The organism is Streptomyces sp. NPDC025833 (assembly GCF_055558055.1).
In genome coordinates this window covers 72,927-96,100 of record NZ_JBVHNF010000010.1, presented here as the reverse complement: position 1 = coordinate 96,100, position 23,174 = coordinate 72,927, and the positions used below count along the sequence as shown (strand labels likewise).

Sequence of the window (23,174 nt, the reverse complement as noted above, 5' to 3'; positions counted from 1 at the left end):
GGCACGCGCACGGCACTCCTGCCACCCGCCGTGGCGCACCGGCGCCCGCCGGGTGAGCGAACCCCTTGGGTGCATCCGGCGAGCGGCCGGTGGGGCCTCACCGGCCGAGCTGCGGCAGCACCTTCGTGCGGTAGAAGTCGAAGAACCCCCGCTGGTCCGGGCCGATCTGGTTGACGTACACCCGGTCGAACCCGGCGTCGGCGAACTCCCGCAGCGCCTGGGCGTGCCGGTCGGCGTCGTCGCCGCACACCACCTGGTCCCGCACCATGTCCTCGGTGACCAGCTCCCGCACCTGCTCGAAGTGGCGCGGCGAGGGCAGCACCTGGCCCAGCTCACCGGGGAGCAGCTCGTTGTACCAGAGCTCGCGCACCGTGCGGACGCAACTCTCGCGGTCGGTGCCGTAGCAGACCTTGGTGCCGCCGCTGACCGGCTTCGTCCCGCCGCCGCCCTTGCGGAACCGGGTGACCATCTCCTCCTGCGGCATCATCGTGATGTAGCCGTCGCCGATCCGGGCGGCCAGCGCGGTCGCCTTCGGCCCAAAGCCGGAGACGTCGATCGGGACGGGCTCGTCGGGGACGGTGTAGAGGCGGGCGTTCTCCACCGTGTAGTGGGTGCCGTGGTGGTTGACCTCCTCGCCGGTGAACAGCCGGCGCATCACCTGGACCGCCTCCTCCAGCATCTCCAGGCGCACGTGCGCGGGCGGCCAGTGGTCGCCGAGGATGTGTTCGTTCAGCGCCTCCCCGGTGCCGACCCCGAGCCGGAACCGGCCGCCGGTCAGTACCGCGCTGGTCGCCGCGGCCTGCGCCACGACCGCCGGGTGCATCCGCACGGTCGGGCAGGTCACGGCCGTCTCGATGGGCAGCGAGACGGCCTCCGAGAGCGCGCCGATCACCGACCACACGAACGGGCTCTGGCCCTGCGCGCCGTTCCACGGGTGGTAGTGGTCGGAGATCCACAGCGCCTGGAACCCGGCCTGCTCGGCCATCCGGGCCTGTTCGACGAGGGCGGCGGGACCGTGCTCCTCGGCCGCGAGGAAATAGCCGTACTCGGGCATCGGAAGACCTCCGTGCGGACATGGGCCCGTCGTGGTGCGGGGCGCGGGGTGCGGCGGACCCCGGCCGGGTAACCGGCCGCGACCGGCCGAAACGCCGGTGCGGGCGCGCGGGACGGGAGTGGCGTGCGGGTGCCCGGTCCGGTGGCCGGGCCTCCCGCCCGGCGTTTGGGCGCCCCGGCCCCGGTTACGCGGAAGACCTCGTACGAGCCACACCGGAGGCCACCGTGAGCCGATCCCGTGCCGTGGTCGTCGGTGCCGGTTCCGCCGGGTGCCGGGCCGCCCGCACGCCGGCCCGGCCCACCCGGAACCGCGCCGCCCGCCCCGACGGACCGCGTCCGGCACCCGCCGCTCCCGCGGGTCACCGCAGGCGTCGCGGAGGCGCGCCGGGTCACCGGGCCGCGCCCGGTGCCGGGCGCGGCGGACGGGGGCCCCGGACACCGGGACGGTCCGCTGCCGGGCCCCCGAGCGCGGAACCGGCAGCCGCGGCCCGGCCGCCCCTGCCGCCACCGCGACCCGGGGCTCACCACCGGCCGCCGTCCTCCCGCGCCAGGGCGTCCGACCGGGCCCCCACGGGCCCGACCGGTCCGGCCGGCCACGGCGGCACCGGCACCGGAACCGGCGCGGACACCGGACGGCCCGGACCGGCCGTCCGCACACACAGGAGACGAGCCCATGACGAAACGGCCGCACCCGGAGAACCGGCGGGGCCACGAGCCAGCGAAGAACCAGCCGGGCGGCGAACCCGCCAGGAACCAGCCGGGCGGTGAACCGGCGAAGAACCAGCCGGGCGGCGAACCCGCCAGGAGCGGCCGGGAGCACCCGTCCCCCGGCCCGGTCAAGCGGACCGACCCCCCCGGCACCCGCGACTGAGCGCGACCGACCGCGAGGAGAAGGAGATCCATGAACACCGAAGAACTCGCCGAACTGGGCCAGCAGTTGCGCGTGGACAGCGTGCGGGCGTCCGCCGCCGCGGGATCGGGGCACCCGACGTCCTCGATGTCCGCGGCCGACCTGGTGGCCGTCCTGCTCGCCAACCACCTGCGCTACGACTTCGAGCGCCCCGAACACCCGGCCAACGACCGCTTCGTGCTGTCCAAGGGCCACGCCTCGCCGCTGCTGTACGCCGCCTACAAGGCGGCCGGCGCGATCGAGGACGGCGAGCTGGTCACCTTCCGCAAGCTCGGCAGCCGGCTGGAGGGCCACCCGACGCCCCGGCGGCTGCCCTGGGTGGAGACGGCCACCGGCTCGCTCGGCCAGGGCCTGCCGGTCGGCGTCGGCATCGCGCTCGCCGGCAAGCGGCTGGACCGCACCGGCTACCGGGTGTGGGTGGTGTGCGGCGACAGCGAGCTGGCGGAGGGCTCGGTGTGGGAGGCCGCCGAACACGCCGGCTACGAGAACCTGGACAACCTGATCGTCATCGCGGACGTCAACCGGCTCGGCCAGCGCGGCCCCACCCGGCACGGCCACGACCTGGACGCCTACGCCCGCCGCTTCCAGGCGTTCGACTGGCACACCATCGAGATCGACGGCCACGACGTCGACGCGATCGACCGGGCCTACGGGGAGGCGCTGTCCACCACCGGTCAGCCCACCGTGATCCTCGCCCGCACCCTCAAGGGCAAGGGCGTGGCCGCCGTCGAGGACCGCGAGGGCCTGCACGGCAAGCCGCTGCCCGAGGCCGAGGAGGCCGTCGCCGAACTCGGCGGCCGGCGCGACCTGCGCGTCCGCGTCTCCGAGCCGCGCGCCGCCGCCGCGCTGCGCTCGCTCACCAGCGAACCCGTCCAGCTCCCGCGCTACGACGAGGGCGACGAGGTCGCGACCAGGGACGCCTTCGGCGCGGCCCTCACCGCGCTCGGCACCGCCCGCGGCGACGTCGTCGCCCTGGACGGCGAGGTCGGCGACTCCACCCGGACCGAGGAGTTCCACAAGGCCCACCCCGACCGGTTCTTCGAGTGCTACATCGCCGAGCAGCAACTCGTCGCCACGTCCGTCGGGATGGCCGCGCGCGGCTGGCTGCCGTACGCCTCCACCTTCGCCGCCTTCCTCACCCGCGCCCACGATTTCGTGCGCATGGCGTCCATCAGCGGCTCCGGCATCAATCTGGTCGGTTCGCACGCCGGGGTCGCGATCGGGCAGGACGGGCCGTCCCAGATGGGCCTGGAGGACCTGGCGATGTTCCGGTCCGTGTACGGCTCGACGGTGCTCTACCCGTGCGACGCCAACCAGACCGCCCGCCTGGTCGCGGCCATGGCCGGCCTGGACGGCATCCGCTACCTGCGCACCTCCCGCGGCAAGTCCCCGGTGCTCTACGGGCCCGACGAGGAGTTCCCGGTGGGCGGCAGCAAGACGCTGCGCTCCGGCGAGAACGACCGGCTGACCCTCGTCGCGGCCGGGACCACCGTCTTCGAGGCGCTGGCCGCGGCCGACCGGCTCGCCGAGGACGGCATCCAGGTGCGGGTGATCGACCTGTACTCGGTCAAGCCCGTGGACGCCGAGACCCTGCGCCGGGCGGCCGAGGAGACCGGCTGCCTGCTCACGGTGGAGGACCACCACCCGGAGGGCGGCCTCGGGGACGCCGTCGCCGAGGCGTTCTCCGACGGCCGGCCGGTGCCCCGCCTGGTCCGGCTGGGCGTGCGCACCATGCCGGGCTCGGCCGCGCCCGACGAGCAGCTGCACGCGGCCGGTATCGACGCCGCGGGCATCGCGGCGGCGGCCCGCCTGCTGGTCGAGGAGGCGGTCGTGCGGTGAACGGGCCCACCGCGCCGCGGCGACGGCCGTGCCCGGCACCCTCGCCGGTTCCGCGCCGCCCGGGCGCGGAACCGGCGGGGCACCTAACCTGGGAGCAGGTGGACGATCCGGGCCCCGACGCCCGTCGCCGGTCCCCGCTCGACGTCCCGGACCAGGCGTGCATCGCCCCCGGACCGGCGCGCCGCGCGCCTCGCGGTACGGCGCGGCCGGCCCGCGTACCCCCTCCGACCGGGGACGACGGCGTTCCCGGGACACGCGGTTCCGCTCCTGAGGTTTGGCCGGGGTCGTGGCGGCCACACGCAGGGGAGAGGTGGCCATGTCGAACGCAAAAAACACATCGCAATCACAGAGTTCACGGAAATCACACGATTCCGAGGAACCGGAAGACGAACTGCAAGAGGAATCCGGGGAAGACCAGAACAGCACAGACAGGCAGGCGGCGGACGAAAAGCGTCCCACTCCGATGCAGGTGCTGCGCGAGGCGCGCGCCCAGCTCGCGGAACTCACCGGACTCGTTCCGGAGTCGGTGTCCTCGTTCGAGCAGACGGAGCAGGGGTGGGCGCTGGAGGTCGAGGTCCTCGAACTGGAGAGGGTGCCCGACACCATGAGCCTGATGGCGACCTACCAGGTCGAACTGGACCTCCAGGGCCAGCTCACCGGGTACCGCAAAGCCCGCCGCTACGAGCGCGGGAGGGCCGACGCCCGCGGTGGCCGCTGAGCCACCGTCCGCGACGGCACCCGCGCAGACCGCGCACCCGACACACGAGGAGGAATCGCCGGCATGACCGTTGTCCCGGCACAGCAGTCCGGAGGCGGAGGCGGCAGCAGCGGCCTCTACGACGTCCTCGAGCTGGTTCTCGACCGCGGCCTGGTGATCGACGCGTTCGTCCGCGTCTCCCTGGTCGGCATCGAGATCCTGAAGATCGACGTCCGCGTCGTCGTGGCCAGCGTCGACACCTACCTGCGTTTCGCCGAGGCGTGCAACCGGCTCGACCTGGAGTCCGGCCCGCACAAGAGCCCCGGTCTGCCCGACCTCGTCGGCGAGGTCACCGAGTCCGGCGCCCGCGGCAAGTCCAAGGGCGCGCTCTCCGGTGCCGCGCAGACGATATCCGACGCCTTCAACCAGGGCCGCGACGGCGATGGGGAGAAGGAGTCCCGTCCGCGTGCCCGCAAGGCTCCGGCGCGTCGTAAGGAGGAGCAGGAGTGAGCACCTACGTCTACGGGATCACCGCCCGGTCGCACCCGGCCCTGCCCGAGGGCATGACCGGCGTGGGCGACCCGGCCCGCACGGTGCGCGTCCTCACGGCCGGTGACCTGGCCGCCGTGGTCAGCGACGCCCCGGAGGACCTGCGGCCCAAGCGCAGGGACCTCCTCGCCCACCAGAACGTGCTCGCCGAGGCCGGCGCCGCGGGCTGCGTGCTGCCGATGCGCTTCGGCAGCGTCGCCACCGACGACGACTCCGTCGTGCAGGTGCTGAGCGAGCGGGCCGACCACTACACGGACCGCCTGCGCGAGCTGGACGGCAAGGTCGAGTACAACGTCAAGGCCACCCACGTCGAAGAGGCCGTCCTGCATCTGGTGATGGCCGAGAACGCCGACGTGCGGTCCCTCGCCGAGGCCAACCGGCGCTCGGGCGGCGGCAGCTACGACGACAAGATCCGCCTCGGCGAGATGGTCGCCGCCGCCGTCAAGGCGAAGGAGGCCGAGGACGCCGGCGAGCTGGAGCGCCTGCTGACGCCGGGCGGCTGGGCGGTCAGCGTGGGCCCCGAGTCCACCGGCTGGCTGCTGAACGTGTCGCTCCTGGTCCCCCGGGACGAGGCAGAGCGCTTCATCGCGCTCGTCGAACAGGTCCGGCAGGACCACCCCCACGTCGACGTGCGGATCAACGGTCCGCTGCCGCCGTACAGCTTCGTCGAGCCCGGCCCCGCGCAGCCCGCGGGCCGTGCGGCGGGCGCGGACGCGGGCGCGCAGTAGAGGTTCCGGCCCGGACGGAAGGAGACCACCGTGGGACTGATCGGTGAAGTGCTGATGCTGCCGTTCGCGCCCGTGCGCGGTAGCGCGTGGGCCGTCAGGCAGGTGCTCCGCGAGGCGGAACGGATCTACTACGACCCCGCCACCGTACGGGCCGAACTGGCCCGTCTCGAGGAACGGCTGGAGGCGGGCGAGATCACCGAGGAGGAGTTCGACCGCACCGAGGACGAACTGCTCGACCGGCTGGAGACCGCCCTGCGCTCCGGCACCACCCCAGGCAACGGGACGGGATGATGAACCGAACGACACTGGGCCTCGCCGTAGGGGCCGGATACATGCTCGGCCGCACCAAGAAGCTGAAGCTGGCGCTCGCCGTCGGCTCCATGGTGGCCGGCAAGAAGCTCAACCTCAGTCCGAAGATGCTCGCGGACCTGGTGAACCAGCAGCTCAAGAACAACCCCCAGTTCGCGGAGATCGGCGGCCAGCTCCGCCAGGACCTGCGCGGTGTCGGCAAGGCCGCCACGGGCGCGATGGTCGAGCGGCAGATGAACTCGCTCGCGGACCGCCTGCACGGCCGCACCGCGGCGGTACGCGACCAGTTGTCCGGCGCGTCGTCGGCCGGCGGGGACGAGGACGAGGCGCGGGACGACCGGGCCGAGGAGGACCGCGAGGACCGCGAGGACCGCGAGGACGGGGACCGCGGCGACGACCGCGGGTCCCGCCGGGACGAGCCGCGGCGCGAGGGCCCCCCGGCGAAGAAGTCCGCCGCCAAGAAGACCGCGGCCAAGAAGACGGCACCGGCGAAGAAGACGGCGGCCAAGAAGACCACCGCGGCCCGCAAGACGGCCGCGAAGAACACTGCCGCGTCCGGCGGCGCCGCCAGGCGTGCCACCGGCGGCCGGCCGAAGGGCGGCGATGACCGATGAGCGAGGCACTCGGATCCGCCGGCTCGGCGGCGCGCAAGGCCACGGACGGGGGCAAGGGCAGCCCGCTGGGCGACCTCGCCCACAGCGAGGCCGCCGACCGCCTCAAGGCGGAGGCGCAGGAATTCATGGCCGCGCAGGCCACCAAGCTGCTGACGGGCGTCGGCCGCAAGCTGGGCCAGGCCACCGGCAAGCTCACCGACATCGCCGAGGGCAACAGCCCGGGCCTTGCCAAGCTGGCGCTGGAGGGCGGCCGCAAGCTCGCCGAGGGCAAGGGCCCGGCGCGCACGGCGATGGAGCTGGGCGCCGGCCGGGCCAAGGACAAGGTGATGTCAGCGGTCAGAAGCCTGGGCGGCAGCAAGGGCAAGAAGGGCGGCGCCGGCAAGAAGCCGACGGTCATCCTGGAGTCCGTGGACGTGGGCGTGCCGCTGCGCACGGCCTACGACCAGTGGACGCAGTACCAGAGCTTCAGCAGCTTCGCCAAGGGCGTCAAGAGCGCTAGCCGCGCGGACGACACCCACTCCGACTGGCAGGCCAAGATCTTCTGGTCTACCCGGAGCTGGAAGGCGAAGACCACCGAGCAGATCCCCGACTACCGCATCCAGTGGACGTCGGAGGGCGCCAAGGGCACCACCAAGGGCGTCGTCTCCTTCCACCGGCTGGAGGACAACCTCACCCGGGTCCTGCTGGTCATCGAGTACTACCCGACGGGCCTGTTCGAGAAGACCGGCAACATCTGGCGCGCCCAGGGCCGCCGGGCCAGGCTGGACCTGAAGAACTTCGCCCGCTTCATCACCCTCAAGGGCGAGGCGGAGGACAGCTGGCGCGGTGAGATCCGCGACGGCGAGCTGGTCCGCAGCCACGAGGACGCCGTGGAGGAGGAGGAACGGGAGGCCCAGGAGTCCGAGGAGGGCGAGGAGACCGAGGGAGCCGAGGGCGAGGAGTCCGAGGAGTCCGAGGAGGAACCTGAGGAGTCCGAGGAGGAGCCGGAGGAGTCCGAGGAGGAGCCTGAGGAGGGCGAAGAGGAGCCCGAGGAAGGCGAAGAGGAGCCCGAGGAAGGCGAGGAGGAGCCCGAGGAGGGCGAGGAGGAGCCCGAGGAGGGATCCCGGGAGCCCCGGGGCGAGGCCGACGAGGAGGAGTCCGAGGAGGGCGAGGAGGAGCCCTACGAGGACGAGGCCGAGGAAGGCGAGTACGAGGACGAGGAAGAGGGCCCGTACGAGGACGAGGCCGAGGAGGAAGAGCCCGGGGAGGAGGAGCCCGCGGAGGACGAGGAGTACGAGGACGAGGCCGAGGAACCCGAGCACGCCGAGCGCGGGAGCCGTCGATGACGACACCCGGTCGTTTCCCCGAGCCCTACGGACAGCAGGGCTCGGGGGCGAACCTCGCCGACATCCTGGAGCGGGTGCTCGACAAGGGTGTCGTCATCGCGGGTGACATCAGGATCAACCTGCTCGACATCGAACTGCTCACCATCAAGCTGCGGCTCATCGTCGCCTCGGTGGACAAGGCCAAGGAGATGGGCATCGACTGGTGGGAGAGCGACCCGGCGCTCTCCTCGCGGGCCCGCCGCGACGAGCTGGCCCGCGAGAACGCCGAGCTGAGGGAACGGCTCGCCCGGCTGGAGGAACTGGAGACGGGCCACCGGGTCCCGCGGGAGGAGGCACCATGACCGGCCTGCGGTACGTGTACGCCGTCTGCCGTCCGTTCGAGCTGCCCCTGCAGTCCCAGCTCACCGGCGTCGGCGGTGCCCCGCCCGCGGTGCTGCACCACCACGGGCTGGTGGCCGTCGTCAGCACGGTCCCGGAGGCCGACTTCTCCGAGGAGGCGCTGAAGGCGCACCTGGAGGACCTCGACTGGCTGGCCGCGACCGCCCGCGCCCACCAGGGCGTGATCGACGCGCTCGCCACGGTGACCACCCCGCTGCCGCTGCGCCTCGCGACCGTGTTCCGCGACTGCAGCGGGGTCCGCGCGATGATCGAGGCCCGGGAGGACGACTTCCGGCGCGTCCTGGACCGGTTGCAGGGCCGCGTGGAGTGGGGCGTGAAGATCTACCTGGAACCCGAGGCGCAGCCGGAGGCGGCCGTGCCCGGGCCGGTCGAGGCCCGGCCGGGCAGCGGGCGCGACTACCTGCGCCGGCGCCGTGAGCGCACGCACGCGCACGAGGAGAAGTGGCAGCGCGCCGAGCGCTTCGCGCACTCCCTGCACGAGCGGCTCTCCGCGCGGGCCGAGGACTCCCGAATCCACGCCCCGCAGAATTCGGCGCTCTCCACGGCGCCGGGCCGCAACGTCCTCAACGCGGCCTACCTGGTGCCCCGGCGCCGCTCCGAGGAGTTCGTGGAGATGGTGGACCGCACGAAGGACGAGGAGCCCGGGATCCGGGTGGAGCTCACCGGCCCCTGGGCGGCCTATTCGTTCACCGGGGAGGAATCATCCGGAGAGGGATCATGAGGGGGACGGAACGTTGACCGTCGTGGAACGCCGTGAGATCGCGCTCGTGGACCTGCTCGACCGGCTGCTGGCGGGCGGCGTGGTCATCACGGGCGACCTCACGCTGCGCATCGCGGATGTCGACCTCGTGCGCATCGACCTGAACGCCCTGATCAGCTCCGTGAACGAGCAGGTCCCCTCACCCTTCGAGGAGCCGTGATGACCCCGCCCGGCCAGCGCAAGCGGATCGAGCTCGAACCCGACACGGTCGAGCGGGATCTGGTGAAACTCGTGCTCACGGTGGTGGAACTGCTGCGTCAGCTCATGGAGCGGCAGGCGGTCCGCCGGTTCGACACCGGCGACCTCTCCGAGGAGCAGGAGGAGCGCATCGGGCTCACCCTGATGCTGCTGGAGGACCGGATGGCCCAGCTCAGGGACCGCTACGGGCTGCGGCCCGAGGACCTGAACCTGGACCTCGGGCCGCTCGGACCGCTGCTTCCCCGCGACTGAGTCACGGCGACCGGTTCAGGCCTCCTTGCGGCACAGGATCTCCCCGTGCAGGACGGCGAACCAGCCGTCCTCGCAGCCACCCCACGTGCGCCACGCCTCGGACACGGCCCGCAGCTCCTCGGGCGTCGCGTGGCCGCCCCGCGTGGCCCGGTCGGCGTAGGCGGAGGCCAGGGTGCGGTCCGCCCAGAGGCCGCTCCACCAGGCCCTGTCCTGCTCGGTGGTGAACGTCCAGGTGCTGGAGCCGGCGGTGAGGACGGTCAGTCCTGCTGCCCGCGCCCAGCTCTTGAGCCGGCGGCCCGCGTCGGGTTCCCCGCCGTTGGCCCGGGCCACCCGCTCGTACAGGTCCAGCCAGTCGTCCAGCCCGGGGAGCGCCGGGTACCAGGTCATCGCCGCGTAGTCCGCGTCGCGTACGGCGATCAGCCCGCCCGGCCTCGTCACCCGGTGCATCTCGCGCAGGGCCCGCACCGGGTCGCCCACGTGCTGGAGCACCTGGTGGGCGTGGACCACGCAGAAGGTGTCGTCGGGGAAGTCCAGGGCATGCACGTCGCCGACCGCGAAGTCGACGTTGTCCAGGCCGCGGGCCGCCGCGGTGGCCCGGGCCCGTTCCAGGACCCCGGGCGCCCGGTCGAGGCCGGTGACCCGGCCCTGCGGCACCAGTTCCGCGAGGTCGGCGGTGATGGTCCCGGGCCCGCAGCCGATGTCCAGGACCGTCATGTGGGGCTTCAGACGGCCGAGCAGGTGGGCCGCGGAGTTGGCGGCGGTCCGCCAGGTGTGCGAACGCAGCACCGACTCGTGGTGCCCGTGCGTGTAGACGGCGCTCTCCCGCGCTTCCGGCATGGCTCTACCCCTTCGCCCTCTGGTCGGCGCACCGGCGGGACCCGCCCCGCCGGCACGGCCCCACCGTACGCGCGCGTGCCGAATGATGAGATACGCGTTTCACCATGTGAGCTGAGGGCTCGTCAGGAATGACTGGCGCACCGTCAGTCGCCCGGTCCCAGCGGGCGGTAGACCGTCAGGGCCTCCCGCAGCTTCTCCAGCGTGACCTCGCCCGACACGGCCGTGACCTCACCGTCGTACGCCAGCGGGGTGCCCGTCGCCAGGCCGGTCAGCCGCAGCCGGTGCACCTGCACCGCGGCGTGCGCGGGCGACCGGGTCAGCGGGCCCGCGGCCGCCGCCGCGAGCAGCCGGAGCGCGGGCCTGCGGCTGCCGTGCACCACCCGCACGTCCAGCAGGCCGTCCGCCAGATCGGTGCGGCGGCCCGGCGCGAGCCCCATCCGGTGGTACATCCCGCTGCCCACGAAGAGCATCCACAGGGGCCGCCGCTTCCCGCCCAGCTCCACCTCCAGCGGATGCCGGTCCGCGCGCAGCACGCGCAGCGCGCCGAGCAGCCCGGCCGGCCAGCCGCCGATGCGGTGCGACCAGCGGTCCCGGGCCCGCACCAGCTCCGGGTACACACCGAGGCTCAGCGTGTTGAGGAACAGGCCCTCGTGGTTGCCGGAGACGAACCGGCCCACGTCCACCCGGACCGCCTCACCGTGCCGGACGGCCCGGGCCAGCGGGCGTTCGTCCTCCACGCCGAGGTCATAGGCGAAGTGGTTCAGGGTGCCGCCCGGCAGCACCGCGAGCGGCAGGCCGCGCCGCAGCGCCACCCCGGCCGCGGCGTTCACCGTGCCGTCGCCGCCGCACACCCCGAGCACCCGGGCCCGGGCCGCCGCCTTCTCCAGCTCGTCCCCGAGGTCCTCCGGCGCGCACTCGACGATCTCGGCCTTCGGCAGCGCGGCGTGCAGCGCCTTCACCCGGTCCGACGTGCCCGAGGACCGGTTGGCCACCACCACCAGGCCCTCGCCCTCGGGCAGCGCCGGCGCCTCGGCGCGCGGCCGCGCGGTCGGGCAGATCTGCGCCCGGGTCGGCACCAGCCGCCGGACCAGGAACGCGGCCCCCGCACCGAGGGCGGCCCCGGCCAGCACGTCGCTCGGGAAGTGCACCCCCGTGTACACCCGGGACGCCGCCACCGAGAGCGCCACCGGGGCCACCGCCGCGCCCCACGCCGGCGACTCCAGGGCGACCCCGGTCGCGAAGGCCGCGGCCGAGGCCGCGTGCCCGGACGGGAAGGAGGTGGTGATCGGCTGCCGCTTCAGCCGCCGCACCACGGGCACCGGGTCCAGCACCGGCCGGGCCCGGCGCACCGACCGCTTGCCGAGCGTGTTGATCGTCAGCGAGGCCAGGCTCAGCGACGCCAGCCCCCGGACCGCGGCCCGCCGGGCCCGGGGCGTGCGGCTCGCGGCCAGCGCGGCGGCCGTCGCGAACCACAGCACGCCGTGGTTCGCGCTGCGGCTCAGATGGGGCAGGACGCGTTCGGCACCGGGCCAGCGCCGGGTGGCGGCCGTCTCGAACAGCCGGCCGTCGAGGTCGAGCAGCGTGCGCAGCGGACTCCGGGCGGCGGACGCGGCGGTCAGGTCCAGGTCTGGGCTCATGGGATGCGCATACCCTGAAGTGCCCGTCGCTTGTGTCCTCGCCCCCCGGCGCGCAAGGAGTTCCCCCGGATGCGCCTGTTCCTCGTCCGGCACGGCCAGACCCCGTCCGACCTGGGCCACCTGCCGGACACCGGCGTGCCCGGACGCGGGCCGACCCCGCTCGGCGAGGCGGGGGCCGCGGCCCTGCCCGCGGCACCGGCCGGCGAGGACATCGACGCGCTCTACGCCTCCACGCCGATCCGCACCCACCGGGACGGGATCCGCGAGCTGTCCGGCGGGTACCTGGAGATGCTCCCCGGGCACACCCCGCAGGGCGAGCGGTGCCCGCGCACGGCGTTCGCCCGGGCGGCCGGGGACACCCCGCGCTGCGCATGCCCGGCGGGGAGAGCGGTGCGGAGGCCCTCGGCCGGTCCGACGCCGTGCTCGCCGTGATCGCCGAGGCCGCCGGGAGCGGCGCCCGGGCCGCCGTCGTGATCAGCCACGGGGCCGCCATCCGGGTGTGGACCGCCGCCCGCGCCGCCGACGCCGACGTGGCCGGCGCCGCGGCCCGCCCGCCGGAGGACACCGGCGTGGTGATCCTGGAGGGCTCGCCGGCCGCGGGCCGGCGGGCCCTGTCCAGGGAGGGCGCCGTGGTGGCACCGGCGGGCGAGGGCGGACCGGCGGGGGAGAGCCTGGGAGCGGCGGACCGGCGCGCCGGGGAGGGCGCCGGGCCATAAGGGTTTGCCTCCCGTACCGGCCGCCCCGGAGAATGCCTGCCCATGGGACATCTGGAAGTCGCGCACCTGGAGTACTACCTCCCCGACGGGAGGGCGCTGCTCGGCGATGTCTCCTTCCGGGTCGGCGAGGGCGCCGCCATCGCCCTGGTCGGCCCGAACGGCGCGGGCAAGACCACCCTGCTGCGGCTGCTCTCCGGCGAGCTGAAACCGCACGGCGGCACCGTCACCGTCGGGGGCGGCCTCGGCGTGATGCGCCAGTTCGTCGGCTCGGTCCGGGACGAGACGACCGTGCGCGACCTCCTCGTCTCCGTCGCCCCGCCGCGCGTCCGCGAGGCGGCGAAGGCGGTCGACGAGGCCGAGCACGACCTCATGACCGTGGATGACGAGGCGGCCCAGATGCGGTACGCGCAGGCCCTCGCCGACTGGGCCGAGGCGCGCGGCTACGAGGCCGAGACCCTCTGGGACATGTGCACCACGGCCGCCCTGGGCATGCCCTACGAACGCGCCCAGTGGCGGCAGGTGCGCACCCTCTCCGGCGGCGAGCAGAAGCGGCTGGTGCTGGAGGCGCTGCTGCGCGGCACCGACGAGGTGCTGCTGCTGGACGAGCCGGACAACTACCTCGACGTTCCGGGCAAGCGGTGGCTGGAGGAGCAGCTCCGGGAGACCCGCAAGACCGTGCTCTTCGTCTCCCACGACCGCGAACTCCTCTCCCGCGCCGCCGACAAGATCGTCTCCGTCGAGCCGGGCCCGGCCGGCGCCGACGCCTGGGTGCACGGCGGCGGCTTCGCCACCTACCACGCGGCCCGCCGCGAGCGCTTCGCCCGCTTCGAGGAGCTGCGCCGCCGCTGGGACGAGAAGCACGCCCAGCTCAAGAAGCTGGTGCTGAACCTCCGGCAGGCGGCATCGGTGAGCCACGAGATGGCGTCCCGGTACCAGGCCGCGCAGACCCGCCTGCGCAAGTTCGAGGAGGCCGGCCCGCCGCCGGAGCCGCCGCGCGAGCAGGACATCACCATGCGGCTGAAGGGCGGCCGTACCGGCGTACGGGCCGTGACCTGCGCGAACCTCGAACTGACCGGTCTGATGAAACCGTTCGACCTGGAGGTCTTCTACGGCGAACGGGTCGCCGTGCTCGGCTCCAACGGCTCCGGCAAGTCCCACTTCCTGCGGCTGCTCGCCGGCGAGGACGTCGCGCACACGGGGGCGTGGAAGCTGGGCGCCCGGGTGGTGCCCGGCCATTTCGCGCAGACCCACGCCCACCCCGAGCTGATGGGCCGCACCCTCCTGGACATCCTGTGGAAGGAGCACGCCCAGGACCGCGGCGCGGCGATGTCCCGGCTGCGCCGCTACGAACTCACCCAGCAGGCCGAGCAGGGCTTCGACCGGCTCTCCGGCGGACAGCAGGCCCGCTTCCAGATCCTGCTGCTGGAGCTGGCCGGCGTCACCGCGCTGCTCCTGGACGAGCCCACCGACAACCTGGACCTGGAGTCCGCCGAGGCCCTCCAGGAGGGCCTGGAGGCGTTCGAGGGCACGGTGCTCGCGGTCACCCACGACCGCTGGTTCGCCCGCTCCTTCGACCGCTTCCTGGTCTTCGGCAGCGACGGCCGGGTCCGCGAGACCCCGGAACCCGTCTGGGACGAACGGCGGGTCGAGCGGGCCCGCTGACCGCCCCTGCCGCGGCGCGCCACGGGTGGGCCGGGCCACGCCGTACCGGGCAGGACCGGGCCGCGCGGAGGCCCGGTACCCCGGATGTTCGTACAGTGGACCCCAGGACAGCGAACTCCACGGATTCCTCCCGGACACCGCTCGGGGGCGGTGCGCGCCGGATGGGTACTCGTGGCCCATGAACGAACACGACGAGCGGGGCACCACCATGACCGGAGTCGACCCCGGCCGGCTGGACGACCAGCAGCTCATGAAGGAGCTGGAGACGATCCACCGCACGCGCCACGACACACTCCTGTACGGCTCGAACGACGCACTGCGGGCCCACAACGAGCGGATGGCACAGCTGGAGGGCGAGTATCTGCGCCGCAACCCCCGCCGCCTGGTGAGCGCGGCCCGCACCCGCGAGGGCGCCCGGGAGCGGCGCTGCGGCGAGGCGGCGGCCCCGCGGACCTCCGGCACCTGACCGGCCCGGCGGCCGGCGCGGCCCCGCCGCGCCCCGGCACACCGGAGGGCCGGCCCGTGACGGGCCGGCCCTCCGCCTCCGCGGGTCCGGTCAGCCGGCCTCGCCCGAGAACACGCGCAGGAACGCCTCGCAGAACGCCTTCAGATCGTCCGGCTTGCGGCTGGTCACGAGCTGGTTGGAGCCGTGGTCGCAGATCTTGACCTGCTCGTCCACCCAGGTGCCGCCCGCGTTCTCGATGTCCGTCTTCAAGCTCGGCCAGGAGGTCAGCACCCGGCCCCGGACCACGTCCGCCTCCACCAGCGTCCACGGCGCGTGGCAGATCGCGGCCACCGGACGGCCCTGCTCGAAGAAGTCCTTGACGAACGCCACGGCCTTCTCGTCCATGCGCAGGAAGTCCGGGTTGGCGACGCCGCCCGGCAGCACCAGGCCGCCGAAGGACTCGGCCGAGGCCTCGCCCACCACCTCGTCCACGGGGAACGTGTCCGCCTTGTCCAGGTGGTTGAACGCCTGGATCTTCCCGGAATCGGTGGACACCAGCACCGGCTCGTGCCCGGCGTCCGAGGCCGCCTTCCAGGGCTCGGTCAGCTCGACCTGCTCGACGCCCTCGGGGGCGACCAGAAACGCGATACGCATGATCATCTACTTCCTTTCACTTTCCCCGGCGCGGCCGGGCGGCCCCGGTCGCGCCGTCTTCGCGCCCGGCCACCCGCCGGCAGCGCACCGTGTCTCCTCCTGCCGCGGCGGAGCGCCGCGCGCCGGGCGTGGCGCCCCGCGCGGCGCCGGCCTTCCGGTACCGGCTCACGCGCCGCCCGCCAGCGCCTCCGCGAGCTGCTGCACGTTCTCGTAGCGCTCGCCGTGCCGCAGCCCGGCCACCGCGTCGACCAGCCCGCCGGGGGCGTTGCCCCGGCGCAGCGCACGGGCCAGCTCGCCCGGCTTGGCGGGGAAGGCGTGCCGGCTCAGGTGCCGGGCCAGCTCCAGCCGGGTCCGTTCCAGTGCCGCCGGTGAGCCGAGCCCACCGACCGGTCCGGCCCAGACCTCGGGGTCGTCGTCCGCGGCGGGCTCCGGGTCGTTCCACTCCTCGGCCCGCGTGGGGTGCCCGGACCGCAGCAGGCCCTGCAGTTCGTGCTTCATCTCGTCGTCCCGGTGGACGCTCAGCCGGTCGCTTCCTCGCTGCATATCTCCCTCCAGAGGGTCGAAGGTCCGCATCGCGTACCCGGTGCCGCGACGGCGACACGGGCTCCGCGCACGGCTATTGCCTCTCCCTGCCCGGCAGGAACTCCTGGACCTTCGCCTTCAGCCCCTGTTTGATCATCGAGCCCCGGTCGCTGTCGCCCTTCAGGACGGCCGCGGCCGTCGCCTCCATCTGCTCCCAGCTCGCGTGCGGCGGGATCGGCGGTACGGCGGGGTCGGTGAGGAACTCGATCACCACCGGTCCGTCCGCGGCCAGCGCGGCCCGCCAGCCCGCCTCCACGTCCTGCGGCTTCTCCACCCGGATGCCGGTCAGGCCGAGCGACCGGGCGAACGCCGCGTACTGCACGTCCGGGATCGACTGCGACGGCAGGAACGACGGGGCGCCCTCCATCGCCCGCATCTCCCACGTCACCTGGTTCAGGTCCTGGTTGTTCCACACGGCCACCACCAGCCGCGGGTCCGTCCAGCGGTCGCGGTACTTCGCCGCCGTGATCATCTCCGCCAGGCCGTTCATCTGCATCGCACCGTCCCCGACGAGCGCGACCACCGGCCGGTCCGGGTGCGCGAACTTCGCGCCGATGGCGTACGGCACGGCGGGACCCATCGTGGCCAGCGTCCCGGACAGCGACCCGCGCATCCCCGGCCGCATCGTGATGTGCCGCGCGTACCAGTTGGCGACCGAACCGGAGTCCGAGGTCAGGATGACGTCGTCCGGCAGCAGCGGGTCCAGCGCCCGGGCCACGTACTCCGGGTTGATCGGGTCGGCCTTCAGGGCGGCCCGCCGGTCCATCGTCTCGTGCCAGCGCCGCACGTTGGCGCAGACCGTGTCGTACCACTCGCGTCCGCCGCGGTCGGTGTCGAGCATCGGGATCAGCCGCCGCAGCGTGGCCCGCGCGTCCCCGACCAGGTTCACCTCGTACGGGTACCGCATGCCGATCATGTGCGGGTCGATGTCGATCTGGACCCCGCGCGCCTTGCCGAACTCCGGCATGAACTGCGTGTACGGGAACGACGAGCCGATCGTCAGCAGGGTGTCGCAGTCGCGCATCATCTCGTACGACGGCCGGCTGCCCAGCAGCCCGATCGGCCCGGTGACGTAGGGCAGTTCGTCGCTCAGCACGTCCTTGCCGAGCAGCGCCTTCGCCACCCCGGCGCCGAGCAGCTCGGCGATCTCCCGCACCTCCACGACCGCCCCGGCGGCGCCCTGGCCGACCAGGACGGCCACCTTGTCGCCCGCGTTCAGCACGTCCGCCGCCCGGCGCAGGGCCTCGTCCGTCGGCGTCGCCGTCCAGTCGCTCATCCCCAGGCTGGACGGCACCATCTTGAAGTCGTGCGTCGGCGGCGAGTAGTCCAGTTCCTGCACGTCGCCGGGGATGATCAGCGCGGTGGGGCAGCGCCGGGCGTACGCCGTGCGGATCGCCCGGTCCAGCACGTTCGGGAGCTGCTCGGGCACCGTCACCGTCTCCACGAACTCCGAGGCGACGTCCTTGTACAGCGTGTGCAGGTCGACCTCCTGCTGGTAGGAGCCGCCGATCGCCGTCCGGTTGGTCTGGCCGACGATCGCCAGCACCGGCACGTGGTCCAGCTTGGCGTCGTACAGGCCGTTCAGCAGGTGGATGGCACCGGGCCCGGACGTCGCCGCGCACACCGCGAGCCGGCCGCTGAACTTCGCGTACCCGACGGCCTCGAAGGCGGACATCTCCTCGTGGCGGGACTGGATGAACCGCGGCCGGTCCTCGGCGCGGCCCCAGGCGGCGAGCAGCCCGTTGATGCCGTCACCCGGATAGCCGAAAACCTGTTCCACGCCCCAGGCGCGCAGGCGCTCCAGGATGTGGTCCGAGACCTTGGTGCTCATGAAGGGGGCCTCCCCGGTGCGGTGCGAAGCGGACGGTCCGGTAGGTCCCTGCCGAGTCACCTGCCAGGGAGCCGGAAAACCTCCACGGCGGGGACGGCGTCCGGCGGACCGGGCCGGGTGCGGCCGCGCCGTCGGCGCCGTCACCCGCCCGGCCCCGCGCGTCCCGCGAATGGGCTCCGGCCGCGCGCGGTGCGGCCGCGGGCGGGCTGTCATGGCAGCGGGGGCACGTCCCGTGCCCCTCCCGTACCCGGGCGCCCCACGGTGCTGCCGTCGTACCGGTGCGCCGGCGTACGGCCGTCCCGCCGCCATCCGCCGAGGAGCCCCTCCCATGCGCCGCACCGTCCGCGCCCTGCCCGCCGTCCTCGCCGCCGGTGCCGTGCTCGCCCTCACCGGGCCGGCCGCGTTCGCCGGCACCGCCGCCGAGACCCGCCCCGGCGGCGCCCCGCCGTCGTGCGCCCCCCGCGTCCCGGCGGCGCCGGACACCGCCGTCCGCCCGGGCGCCCCGAGCCCGGCCGGGTCCGGCGCAGCGTGCGACCGGCGGATCGGTGCGCCGGCCGGCGCACCGGCGGCCGGCTGCGCGGACGGCGCCCCCTGCGCCGAGGACGGCCGGTGCCCGGCGGGGGAGCCCTGTGCGGAGGGCAGGCCGGACACGGGCACCGGACCGGACCCGGCCGGCCGGGACACCCCCCGCCAGGACGGCGACGCCGGGCGCGCGACCGCCGGGCCGGGCGTGGTCGGACCGGACGGCGCGGGCCAGGGCGACGGCGGGCGCGACGGCACCGGGAAGGAGACCGGCGGGCGCGACGGCACCGGGAAGGACGCCGGCGGGCGCGACGGAGCGGGGTACGACGACACGGGGTCCGACGCCTCCGGGTGGGACGGCTCCGGGTGGGACGGCGACGGCCGGGAGGACGGCGGGTACGGCGACGGCGGCTGCGCGGACGCCCGCGACGGCTCCTGCCCGGACGGGACCGCCGCCGTCCAGCACGGCGTGGCCGCGGGACAGGGCGGCACCTTCGGCGCCTCGGTACCGGCACTCGCCGCGGGCGGTGTCCTGATCGCCGCCGCCTGCGCCGGCGCCGGATACCGGCTGTACGGCCGCGTACGGACGGCGGCAGGCCGGCCCGAGGGGCGGTGACCCGGGGCCGCGGCCACCGTCATGGAGCGCCGCCCGGCGGGTACCCAGCCCCCCGAGGGCTCCCCGGAACCCCACGGGCGTCGGCCGCCGCACGACCGGCACGACACCGGCAGGCCCGGACCACGGGCGACGGGGACGGCGGACCGGCGCCCGGACGGCCCGGCGGACGGCCCGGCCTGGACGGCACGAAGGACCACCGACTGCGCGGAGGCGGACATGCGGACGGACCCCGGCCGGGATCGCGCGGAGGGCCACGGCCCCGTCCGCTACGGCCCGCCGCTCCCCGGCGACGGCCTGCCCGTGCTCCCCGAACTCTCCGCGGTGCTCGCCGCCGCGGCGGGCCGCGCCGACGCCCAGCCCGTCGGCGGCTCCCCCGCCCTGCTGGAGGCGGCCTGCGGCTACTGGACCCGCCGCGGCCTGCCCTGCGGTCCCGACCAGGTGGCCGCGGGACCCGGCGCCCCCGCCCTGCTGCTCGCCCTGACCGCCGCGCTCGCCGGGGACGGAGCCGACGTCCTGGTGCCCCGCCCCTGCGCCGCCTGGTGGGCCCCGTACGCCCGGCTCCTGGGCCGGCCCGTCTTCCACGTGCCGGCCCCCGCCGAGAGCGGCGGCGTACCCGACCCGTACGCCCTGCTGGAGACCGTCCGCCGGGTCCGCGCCGAGGGCGGCGACCCGCGGCTGCTGGTGCTGTCCGTCGCCGACGACCCCACCGCCACGGTCGCCCCGCCCGAACTGCTGCACGAGACCGTCGAGGCCGCCACCGCCGAGGGCCTGCATCTGGTCAGCGACGAGACCTGGCGCGACACCGTGCACGCCCCGCACGCGACCGTCCTGCTCAGCCCCGCCGAGATGCAGCCCGGCCAGGTCACCGTCGTCACGGACCTGGCCGGCGCCCTGCTGCCCGCCGGCTGGCCCGCCGCCGTCGCCCGCTTCCCGGCCACCGACGGCGGCCGCCGGCTGCACGCGCGCGTGCTCGACATCCTGACCGCCCTCGGGGCGCGGGTCGCCGCCCCGGTCGCCGCGGCCGCCGGCTACGCCCTCGACGAACCCCCGCCCGTCACCGGGCACCGCGAGGCCACCGTGCGGCTGCACGCGCGCCTCGCCGCCGCGGCGCACGCCGAGGTCGTCGCCGCCGGCGCCCTCGCCCGGCCGCCGCAGGCCGGCCGCCACCTGTACGCCGATCTCGGGCCGCTGCGCGAACCGCTCGCCGCCCGGGGCGCCGGCGACGCCCAGGACCTGGAGGACCTCCTCACCGCCCGGCTCGGCATGCCCGCGCCCGGCGGCCACCGCTTCGGCGACGACCTCGGGGCGCTGCGCGTGCGCCTCGCCACCGGGCCCCTGCTGGGCGGCACGGACGAGGAGCGCACGGAATGCCTCACGTCCCCCGAGCCGTTGGAACTGCCGCACGTGCGGGACTCGTTGATGTCCCTGCGGTCGGCCCTGGACGATCTCCGCGACGACGCCCGGCGAAGGGAGCCTCCTCGATGACGCAGCGGACGCGTGAGCCCGGACCGGTCACCACGGCGACGGCCACCGGGGCGCCCGGCACCCCGGCCCCCCTCCCGCCCCCCTTCCCGCCGCTGGCCGAGCCCCGCCCGCTGGGCGAACACCGGGTCTGGCCCCGCACCTTCCACGACCGGCTCACCACACCCCTGCCCGGCCTGCGGGCCCTCGCCCGGTTCGCCCGCGAAGGCGCCGTACGCCCCGGCCCCGAAGGGCTCGCCGACATCGCCCGCCTGCCGTACGAACCGGCCCCGCTGCCCCGCGTCGGCACCCGCACCCTCGCCGTCACCTGGGCGGGACACGCGAGCTGGATCGTCCGGATCGGCGGGCTCACCGTCCTCACCGACCCGGTCTGGTCCCAGCGGATCCTCGGCACCCCGGCCCGGATCACGCCCGTCGGCGTGCCCTGGGAGTCCCTGCCCCGCGTCGACGCCGTCGTCATCAGCCACAACCACTACGACCACCTGGACGCCCCGACCCTGCGCCGGCTCCCGCGCGACACCCCGGTGTTCGCTCCCGCGGGCCTCGGCCGCTGGTTCCAGCGGCGCCGGTTCACCCGGGTCACCGAGCTGGACTGGTGGGAGGGGGCCGAACTCCGGGGCACCCGCTTCGACTTCGTGCCCGCCCACCACTGGTCCAAGCGCACCCTCACCGACACCTGCCACAGCCTGTGGGGCGGCTGGGTCCTCACCGCGCCCGACGGGCAGCGCCTCTACTTCGCCGGGGACACCGGCTACGGCCACTGGTTCTCCCGCATCGGCCGCCGCTACCCCGGCATCGACCTCGCCCTGATGCCCGTCGGCGCCTACGACCCCCGCTGGTGGCTCAGCGACGTCCACTGCGACCCCGAGGAGGCCGTCCGGGCCACCCTCGACCTCGGCGCCCGCCGCATGGCCCCCATGCACTGGGGCACCTTCATCCTCTCCGCCGAACCGGTCCTGGAGCCCCTCATCCGGGCGCGGGCCGCCTGGGAGCGGGCCGGTCTGGACCGGGAGGACCTGTGGGACCTGCCGGTGGGCGGTTCCCGGGTGCTGGAGTGAGGCGCACCCGCAGCGGCGGGGGCGGCGGGCACAGCGGTCAGTCGGCGGCCCGGACCCGCCGCCACACCCCGGGCGCGGCGCCGAGCACGATCGTCAGCAAGACCGCCACCACGACCCCCTCCCACGGCTCCTTGAACAGCGAGCCCCCCAGTATCCCGATCACCTGGTAGGTGGCCGCCCAGGCGAGGCACGCGGGCAGGTTCCCCCGCGCGAACCTGCGCGGCGGCCACTGCGCCATCAGACAGGCCAGCATCACGGGTATGCGGCCGGCCGGCACCAGCCGGGACAGCACCAGCACCGCGACACCGTGCTCGGCCAGCTTCCCGCGCGCCTGCGCCAGCCGCTCGTCGGGCGCCCGCGACCGGATCGCCTCCAGCCACCGCGACCCGTTCCTCGACCGCATCCCGCGCCGCCCCAGCCAGTACAGCGCCATGTCCCCGAGGAAGGCGGCCGACGAGGCCGTGAGGAAGACCAGGGCCAGCGCGACCGGCGCCGTCCGGTGGAACGCGACCACCGCCGCCGAACTCACCAGCGCCCCCGTCGGCACCACCGGGACCAGCGCCCCGAGGAACACCAGCAGGAAGAGGGAGGGGTACCCGGCCGCCTGCTGCGCGGTCCCGGCCGTCACGGCTCCCGACGCGTCGGCGAGCCAGCTCACCGCGACACCTCCAGCCGCACGGCCTGCCCGTGCCCCAGCTTGTGCACGGCGACCCGCGGCGCGGCCACCGCCGCCAGCCGCACGAACTCGTCGCCCGGCGCGTGGAACTCGTGCGGGCGCACCGCGTCCATGCCGATCGGCCAGTACGTCCCGTAGTGCACCGGCACCGCCGCCCGCGGCGCCAGCCGGGCCAGCGCCCGCGCGGCCCGCCCCGCGTCCAGGTGCCCCTCCCCGAGGTACGGCCCCCAGCCGCCCACCGGCAGCAGCGCCACGTCCACCGGCCCGACCCGCTCGGCCATCGCGTCGAACAGCCCGGTGTCCCCGGCGAAGTAGGTCCGCGCCTCCCCCTCCACGACGTAGCCCAGCGCGGGGGAGCGCTGCGGGCCCACCGGCAGCCGCCGGCCGTCGTGCAGCGCCGGCACCACCCGGATCAGCACCTCGCCGACCCGCACCTCGTCCCCGGGGACCACCTCGGTGATCCGCAGGCCCCGCAGCCGGCGCAGTCCGGGCACCGCCCGTGGTGCGCCCCGGGGCACGAGCAGGCGCGTGCCCGGGGCGAGGCAGGCCAGTGACGGCACGTGCAGGTGGTCGGCGTGCAGGTGGGAGACGAGCACCACGTCCGCCCGGCGGGCCCCGGCGGACGGCACGTCACCCCGGCGGCGGCGCAGGTGCGCCAGCCGCCGGGCGAACAGGGGATCGGTGAGCACCCGGACGTTCGCGTCCACCACCGTGCAGGTCGCGTGACCCCACCAGGTGATCTCCACCGGCACCTCCTCCGCCTCCTTCGCGCGACTCCCCGAAGCCTACGGGCAGGAGTAGGGTCGGCGGCGAAACCCGGAGG

The 23,174-nt window shown here is 74.9% G+C and carries 25 protein-coding genes and 1 pseudogene; 18 read left to right on the top strand and 8 right to left on the bottom strand.

The window, feature by feature from the left end; genetic code table 11:
* Window positions 1-97: 97 nt before the first annotated feature.
* A complete protein-coding gene (locus ACZ4K2_RS19180; RefSeq protein ID WP_467475031.1) occupies window positions 98-1,054 on the bottom strand; it encodes an LLM class F420-dependent oxidoreductase in 957 nt (318 codons plus the stop codon).
* Between the two features lie 672 nt (window positions 1,055-1,726).
* Here ACZ4K2_RS19180 and ACZ4K2_RS19175 point away from each other — a divergent pair.
* The 12 genes from ACZ4K2_RS19175 (at window position 1,727) to ACZ4K2_RS19120 (ending at window position 9,633) form a co-directional block, all read left to right on the top strand.
* Window positions 1,727-1,924: a hypothetical protein gene (locus ACZ4K2_RS19175; protein WP_467475032.1), complete on the top strand. Its 198-nt coding sequence runs from the start codon at window positions 1,727-1,729 to the stop codon at window positions 1,922-1,924.
* A gap of 30 nt (window positions 1,925-1,954) precedes the next feature.
* On the top strand, window positions 1,955-3,802 hold the full coding sequence (locus ACZ4K2_RS19170; protein WP_467475034.1) for a transketolase: 1,848 nt from the start codon (window positions 1,955-1,957) through the stop codon (window positions 3,800-3,802).
* A 316-nt stretch (window positions 3,803-4,118) separates the two neighbouring features.
* Window positions 4,119-4,520, top strand: a complete 402-nt coding sequence (locus tag ACZ4K2_RS19165; protein ID WP_467475216.1) for a gas vesicle protein GvpO — start codon at window positions 4,119-4,121, stop codon at window positions 4,518-4,520.
* 63 nt (window positions 4,521-4,583) lie between these two features.
* Entirely contained in the window at window positions 4,584-5,009 is a 426-nt protein-coding gene (locus ACZ4K2_RS19160) for a gas vesicle structural protein GvpA (protein ID WP_467475036.1), read from the top strand.
* On the top strand, window positions 5,006-5,776 hold the full coding sequence (locus tag ACZ4K2_RS19155; RefSeq protein WP_467475038.1) for a GvpL/GvpF family gas vesicle protein: 771 nt from the start codon (window positions 5,006-5,008) through the stop codon (window positions 5,774-5,776). Before ACZ4K2_RS19160 ends, ACZ4K2_RS19155 begins: the two co-directional genes overlap by 4 nt.
* A gap of 30 nt (window positions 5,777-5,806) precedes the next feature.
* Window positions 5,807-6,067 carry a gas vesicle protein GvpG gene (locus ACZ4K2_RS19150; RefSeq protein ID WP_467475040.1) on the top strand — a complete coding sequence of 87 codons (261 nt, stop codon included), beginning with the start codon at window positions 5,807-5,809 and terminating at the stop codon, window positions 6,065-6,067.
* Window positions 6,067-6,699, top strand: coding sequence for a DNA primase (locus tag ACZ4K2_RS19145; RefSeq protein ID WP_467475041.1), 633 nt, complete (start codon window positions 6,067-6,069; stop codon window positions 6,697-6,699). Before ACZ4K2_RS19150 ends, ACZ4K2_RS19145 begins: the two co-directional genes overlap by 1 nt.
* Window positions 6,696-8,024: an SRPBCC family protein gene (locus ACZ4K2_RS19140; protein ID WP_467475043.1), complete on the top strand. Its 1,329-nt coding sequence runs from the start codon at window positions 6,696-6,698 to the stop codon at window positions 8,022-8,024. The genes ACZ4K2_RS19145 and ACZ4K2_RS19140 overlap by 4 nt, the downstream gene beginning before the upstream one ends.
* Window positions 8,021-8,365, top strand: a complete 345-nt coding sequence (locus ACZ4K2_RS19135) for a gas vesicle protein (protein WP_467475045.1) — start codon at window positions 8,021-8,023, stop codon at window positions 8,363-8,365. The genes ACZ4K2_RS19140 and ACZ4K2_RS19135 overlap by 4 nt, the downstream gene beginning before the upstream one ends.
* Window positions 8,362-9,144, top strand: coding sequence for a GvpL/GvpF family gas vesicle protein (locus tag ACZ4K2_RS19130; protein ID WP_467475047.1), 783 nt, complete (start codon window positions 8,362-8,364; stop codon window positions 9,142-9,144). Before ACZ4K2_RS19135 ends, ACZ4K2_RS19130 begins: the two co-directional genes overlap by 4 nt.
* A gap of 13 nt (window positions 9,145-9,157) precedes the next feature.
* A complete protein-coding gene (locus tag ACZ4K2_RS19125) occupies window positions 9,158-9,343 on the top strand; it encodes a gas vesicle protein (protein WP_467475049.1) in 186 nt (61 codons plus the stop codon).
* A complete protein-coding gene (locus ACZ4K2_RS19120; RefSeq protein WP_467475051.1) occupies window positions 9,343-9,633 on the top strand; it encodes a gas vesicle protein K in 291 nt (96 codons plus the stop codon). The genes ACZ4K2_RS19125 and ACZ4K2_RS19120 overlap by 1 nt, the downstream gene beginning before the upstream one ends.
* Before the next feature lie 15 nt (window positions 9,634-9,648).
* On the opposite strand, the gene ACZ4K2_RS19115 is transcribed toward ACZ4K2_RS19120, so the two are convergent.
* Window positions 9,649-10,470: a class I SAM-dependent methyltransferase gene (locus ACZ4K2_RS19115; RefSeq protein WP_467475053.1), complete on the bottom strand. Its 822-nt coding sequence runs from the start codon at window positions 10,468-10,470 to the stop codon at window positions 9,649-9,651.
* 143 nt (window positions 10,471-10,613) lie between these two features.
* Entirely contained in the window at window positions 10,614-12,107 is a 1,494-nt protein-coding gene (locus ACZ4K2_RS19110) for a phosphatase PAP2 family protein (RefSeq protein WP_467475055.1), read from the bottom strand.
* A gap of 69 nt (window positions 12,108-12,176) precedes the next feature.
* On the opposite strand from ACZ4K2_RS19110, the pseudogene ACZ4K2_RS19105 reads away from it, so the two are divergent.
* From ACZ4K2_RS19105 to ACZ4K2_RS19095, 3 genes and pseudogenes are all read left to right on the top strand, one after another.
* A pseudogene (locus ACZ4K2_RS19105) lies at window positions 12,177-12,823 on the top strand (histidine phosphatase family protein).
* A gap of 42 nt (window positions 12,824-12,865) precedes the next feature.
* Window positions 12,866-14,485, top strand: a complete 1,620-nt coding sequence (locus ACZ4K2_RS19100) for an ATP-binding cassette domain-containing protein (RefSeq protein WP_467475057.1) — start codon at window positions 12,866-12,868, stop codon at window positions 14,483-14,485.
* A gap of 178 nt (window positions 14,486-14,663) precedes the next feature.
* Window positions 14,664-14,951 (top strand): DUF6158 family protein, encoded by a 288-nt coding sequence (locus ACZ4K2_RS19095; RefSeq protein WP_467475059.1) that lies wholly within the window; start codon window positions 14,664-14,666, stop codon window positions 14,949-14,951.
* Window positions 14,952-15,041: 90 nt separating this feature from the next.
* Here ACZ4K2_RS19095 and ACZ4K2_RS19090 read toward each other — a convergent pair whose 3' ends face one another.
* The 3 genes from ACZ4K2_RS19090 to ACZ4K2_RS19080 all read right to left on the bottom strand — a co-directional run bounded on the left by ACZ4K2_RS19090 (window position 15,042) and on the right by ACZ4K2_RS19080 (window position 17,997).
* A complete protein-coding gene (locus ACZ4K2_RS19090; protein WP_467475061.1) occupies window positions 15,042-15,584 on the bottom strand; it encodes a type 1 glutamine amidotransferase domain-containing protein in 543 nt (180 codons plus the stop codon).
* A 165-nt stretch (window positions 15,585-15,749) separates the two neighbouring features.
* Window positions 15,750-16,127: a DUF2795 domain-containing protein gene (locus ACZ4K2_RS19085; RefSeq protein WP_467475063.1), complete on the bottom strand. Its 378-nt coding sequence runs from the start codon at window positions 16,125-16,127 to the stop codon at window positions 15,750-15,752.
* A gap of 73 nt (window positions 16,128-16,200) precedes the next feature.
* Window positions 16,201-17,997, bottom strand: coding sequence for a thiamine pyrophosphate-requiring protein (locus ACZ4K2_RS19080; protein WP_467475065.1), 1,797 nt, complete (start codon window positions 17,995-17,997; stop codon window positions 16,201-16,203).
* 328 nt (window positions 17,998-18,325) lie between these two features.
* Between ACZ4K2_RS19080 and ACZ4K2_RS19075 the strand changes: the two genes are divergently transcribed.
* The 3 genes from ACZ4K2_RS19075 (at window position 18,326) to ACZ4K2_RS19065 (ending at window position 21,675) form a co-directional block, all read left to right on the top strand.
* Entirely contained in the window at window positions 18,326-19,135 is an 810-nt protein-coding gene (locus ACZ4K2_RS19075; protein WP_467475067.1) for a hypothetical protein, read from the top strand.
* Window positions 19,136-19,351: 216 nt separating this feature from the next.
* Window positions 19,352-20,620, top strand: a complete 1,269-nt coding sequence (locus ACZ4K2_RS19070) for an aminotransferase class I/II-fold pyridoxal phosphate-dependent enzyme (RefSeq protein WP_467475068.1) — start codon at window positions 19,352-19,354, stop codon at window positions 20,618-20,620.
* Entirely contained in the window at window positions 20,617-21,675 is a 1,059-nt protein-coding gene (locus tag ACZ4K2_RS19065; protein WP_467475070.1) for an MBL fold metallo-hydrolase, read from the top strand. Before ACZ4K2_RS19070 ends, ACZ4K2_RS19065 begins: the two co-directional genes overlap by 4 nt.
* Window positions 21,676-21,712: 37 nt before the next feature.
* On the opposite strand, the gene ACZ4K2_RS19060 is transcribed toward ACZ4K2_RS19065, so the two are convergent.
* Window positions 21,713-22,333, bottom strand: a complete 621-nt coding sequence (locus ACZ4K2_RS19060) for a DedA family protein (protein WP_467475072.1) — start codon at window positions 22,331-22,333, stop codon at window positions 21,713-21,715.
* Window positions 22,330-23,103: an MBL fold metallo-hydrolase gene (locus tag ACZ4K2_RS19055; RefSeq protein ID WP_467475074.1), complete on the bottom strand. Its 774-nt coding sequence runs from the start codon at window positions 23,101-23,103 to the stop codon at window positions 22,330-22,332. Before ACZ4K2_RS19055 ends, ACZ4K2_RS19060 begins: the two co-directional genes overlap by 4 nt.
* Between the last annotated feature and the right edge of the window lie 71 nt (window positions 23,104-23,174).

Coding starts and splice junctions, on each gene's coding strand:
- ACZ4K2_RS19180 (WP_467475031.1), bottom strand. CDS start 1,054: ATGCCCGAGTACGGCTATTTCCTCGCGGCCGAGGAGCACGGTCCCGCC.
- ACZ4K2_RS19175 (WP_467475032.1), top strand. CDS start 1,727: ATGACGAAACGGCCGCACCCGGAGAACCGGCGGGGCCACGAGCCAGCG.
- ACZ4K2_RS19170 (WP_467475034.1), top strand. CDS start 1,955: ATGAACACCGAAGAACTCGCCGAACTGGGCCAGCAGTTGCGCGTGGAC.
- ACZ4K2_RS19165 (WP_467475216.1), top strand. CDS start 4,119: ATGTCGAACGCAAAAAACACATCGCAATCACAGAGTTCACGGAAATCA.
- ACZ4K2_RS19160 (WP_467475036.1), top strand. CDS start 4,584: ATGACCGTTGTCCCGGCACAGCAGTCCGGAGGCGGAGGCGGCAGCAGC.
- ACZ4K2_RS19145 (WP_467475041.1), top strand. CDS start 6,067: ATGAACCGAACGACACTGGGCCTCGCCGTAGGGGCCGGATACATGCTC.
- ACZ4K2_RS19140 (WP_467475043.1), top strand. CDS start 6,696: ATGAGCGAGGCACTCGGATCCGCCGGCTCGGCGGCGCGCAAGGCCACG.
- ACZ4K2_RS19135 (WP_467475045.1), top strand. CDS start 8,021: ATGACGACACCCGGTCGTTTCCCCGAGCCCTACGGACAGCAGGGCTCG.
- ACZ4K2_RS19130 (WP_467475047.1), top strand. CDS start 8,362: ATGACCGGCCTGCGGTACGTGTACGCCGTCTGCCGTCCGTTCGAGCTG.
- ACZ4K2_RS19120 (WP_467475051.1), top strand. CDS start 9,343: ATGACCCCGCCCGGCCAGCGCAAGCGGATCGAGCTCGAACCCGACACG.
- ACZ4K2_RS19115 (WP_467475053.1), bottom strand. CDS start 10,470: ATGCCGGAAGCGCGGGAGAGCGCCGTCTACACGCACGGGCACCACGAG.
- ACZ4K2_RS19110 (WP_467475055.1), bottom strand. CDS start 12,107: ATGAGCCCAGACCTGGACCTGACCGCCGCGTCCGCCGCCCGGAGTCCG.
- ACZ4K2_RS19100 (WP_467475057.1), top strand. CDS start 12,866: ATGGGACATCTGGAAGTCGCGCACCTGGAGTACTACCTCCCCGACGGG.
- ACZ4K2_RS19095 (WP_467475059.1), top strand. CDS start 14,664: ATGAACGAACACGACGAGCGGGGCACCACCATGACCGGAGTCGACCCC.
- ACZ4K2_RS19090 (WP_467475061.1), bottom strand. CDS start 15,584: ATGCGTATCGCGTTTCTGGTCGCCCCCGAGGGCGTCGAGCAGGTCGAG.
- ACZ4K2_RS19085 (WP_467475063.1), bottom strand. CDS start 16,127: ATGCAGCGAGGAAGCGACCGGCTGAGCGTCCACCGGGACGACGAGATG.
- ACZ4K2_RS19080 (WP_467475065.1), bottom strand. CDS start 17,997: ATGAGCACCAAGGTCTCGGACCACATCCTGGAGCGCCTGCGCGCCTGG.
- ACZ4K2_RS19075 (WP_467475067.1), top strand. CDS start 18,326: ATGCGCCGCACCGTCCGCGCCCTGCCCGCCGTCCTCGCCGCCGGTGCC.
- ACZ4K2_RS19070 (WP_467475068.1), top strand. CDS start 19,352: ATGCGGACGGACCCCGGCCGGGATCGCGCGGAGGGCCACGGCCCCGTC.
- ACZ4K2_RS19065 (WP_467475070.1), top strand. CDS start 20,617: ATGACGCAGCGGACGCGTGAGCCCGGACCGGTCACCACGGCGACGGCC.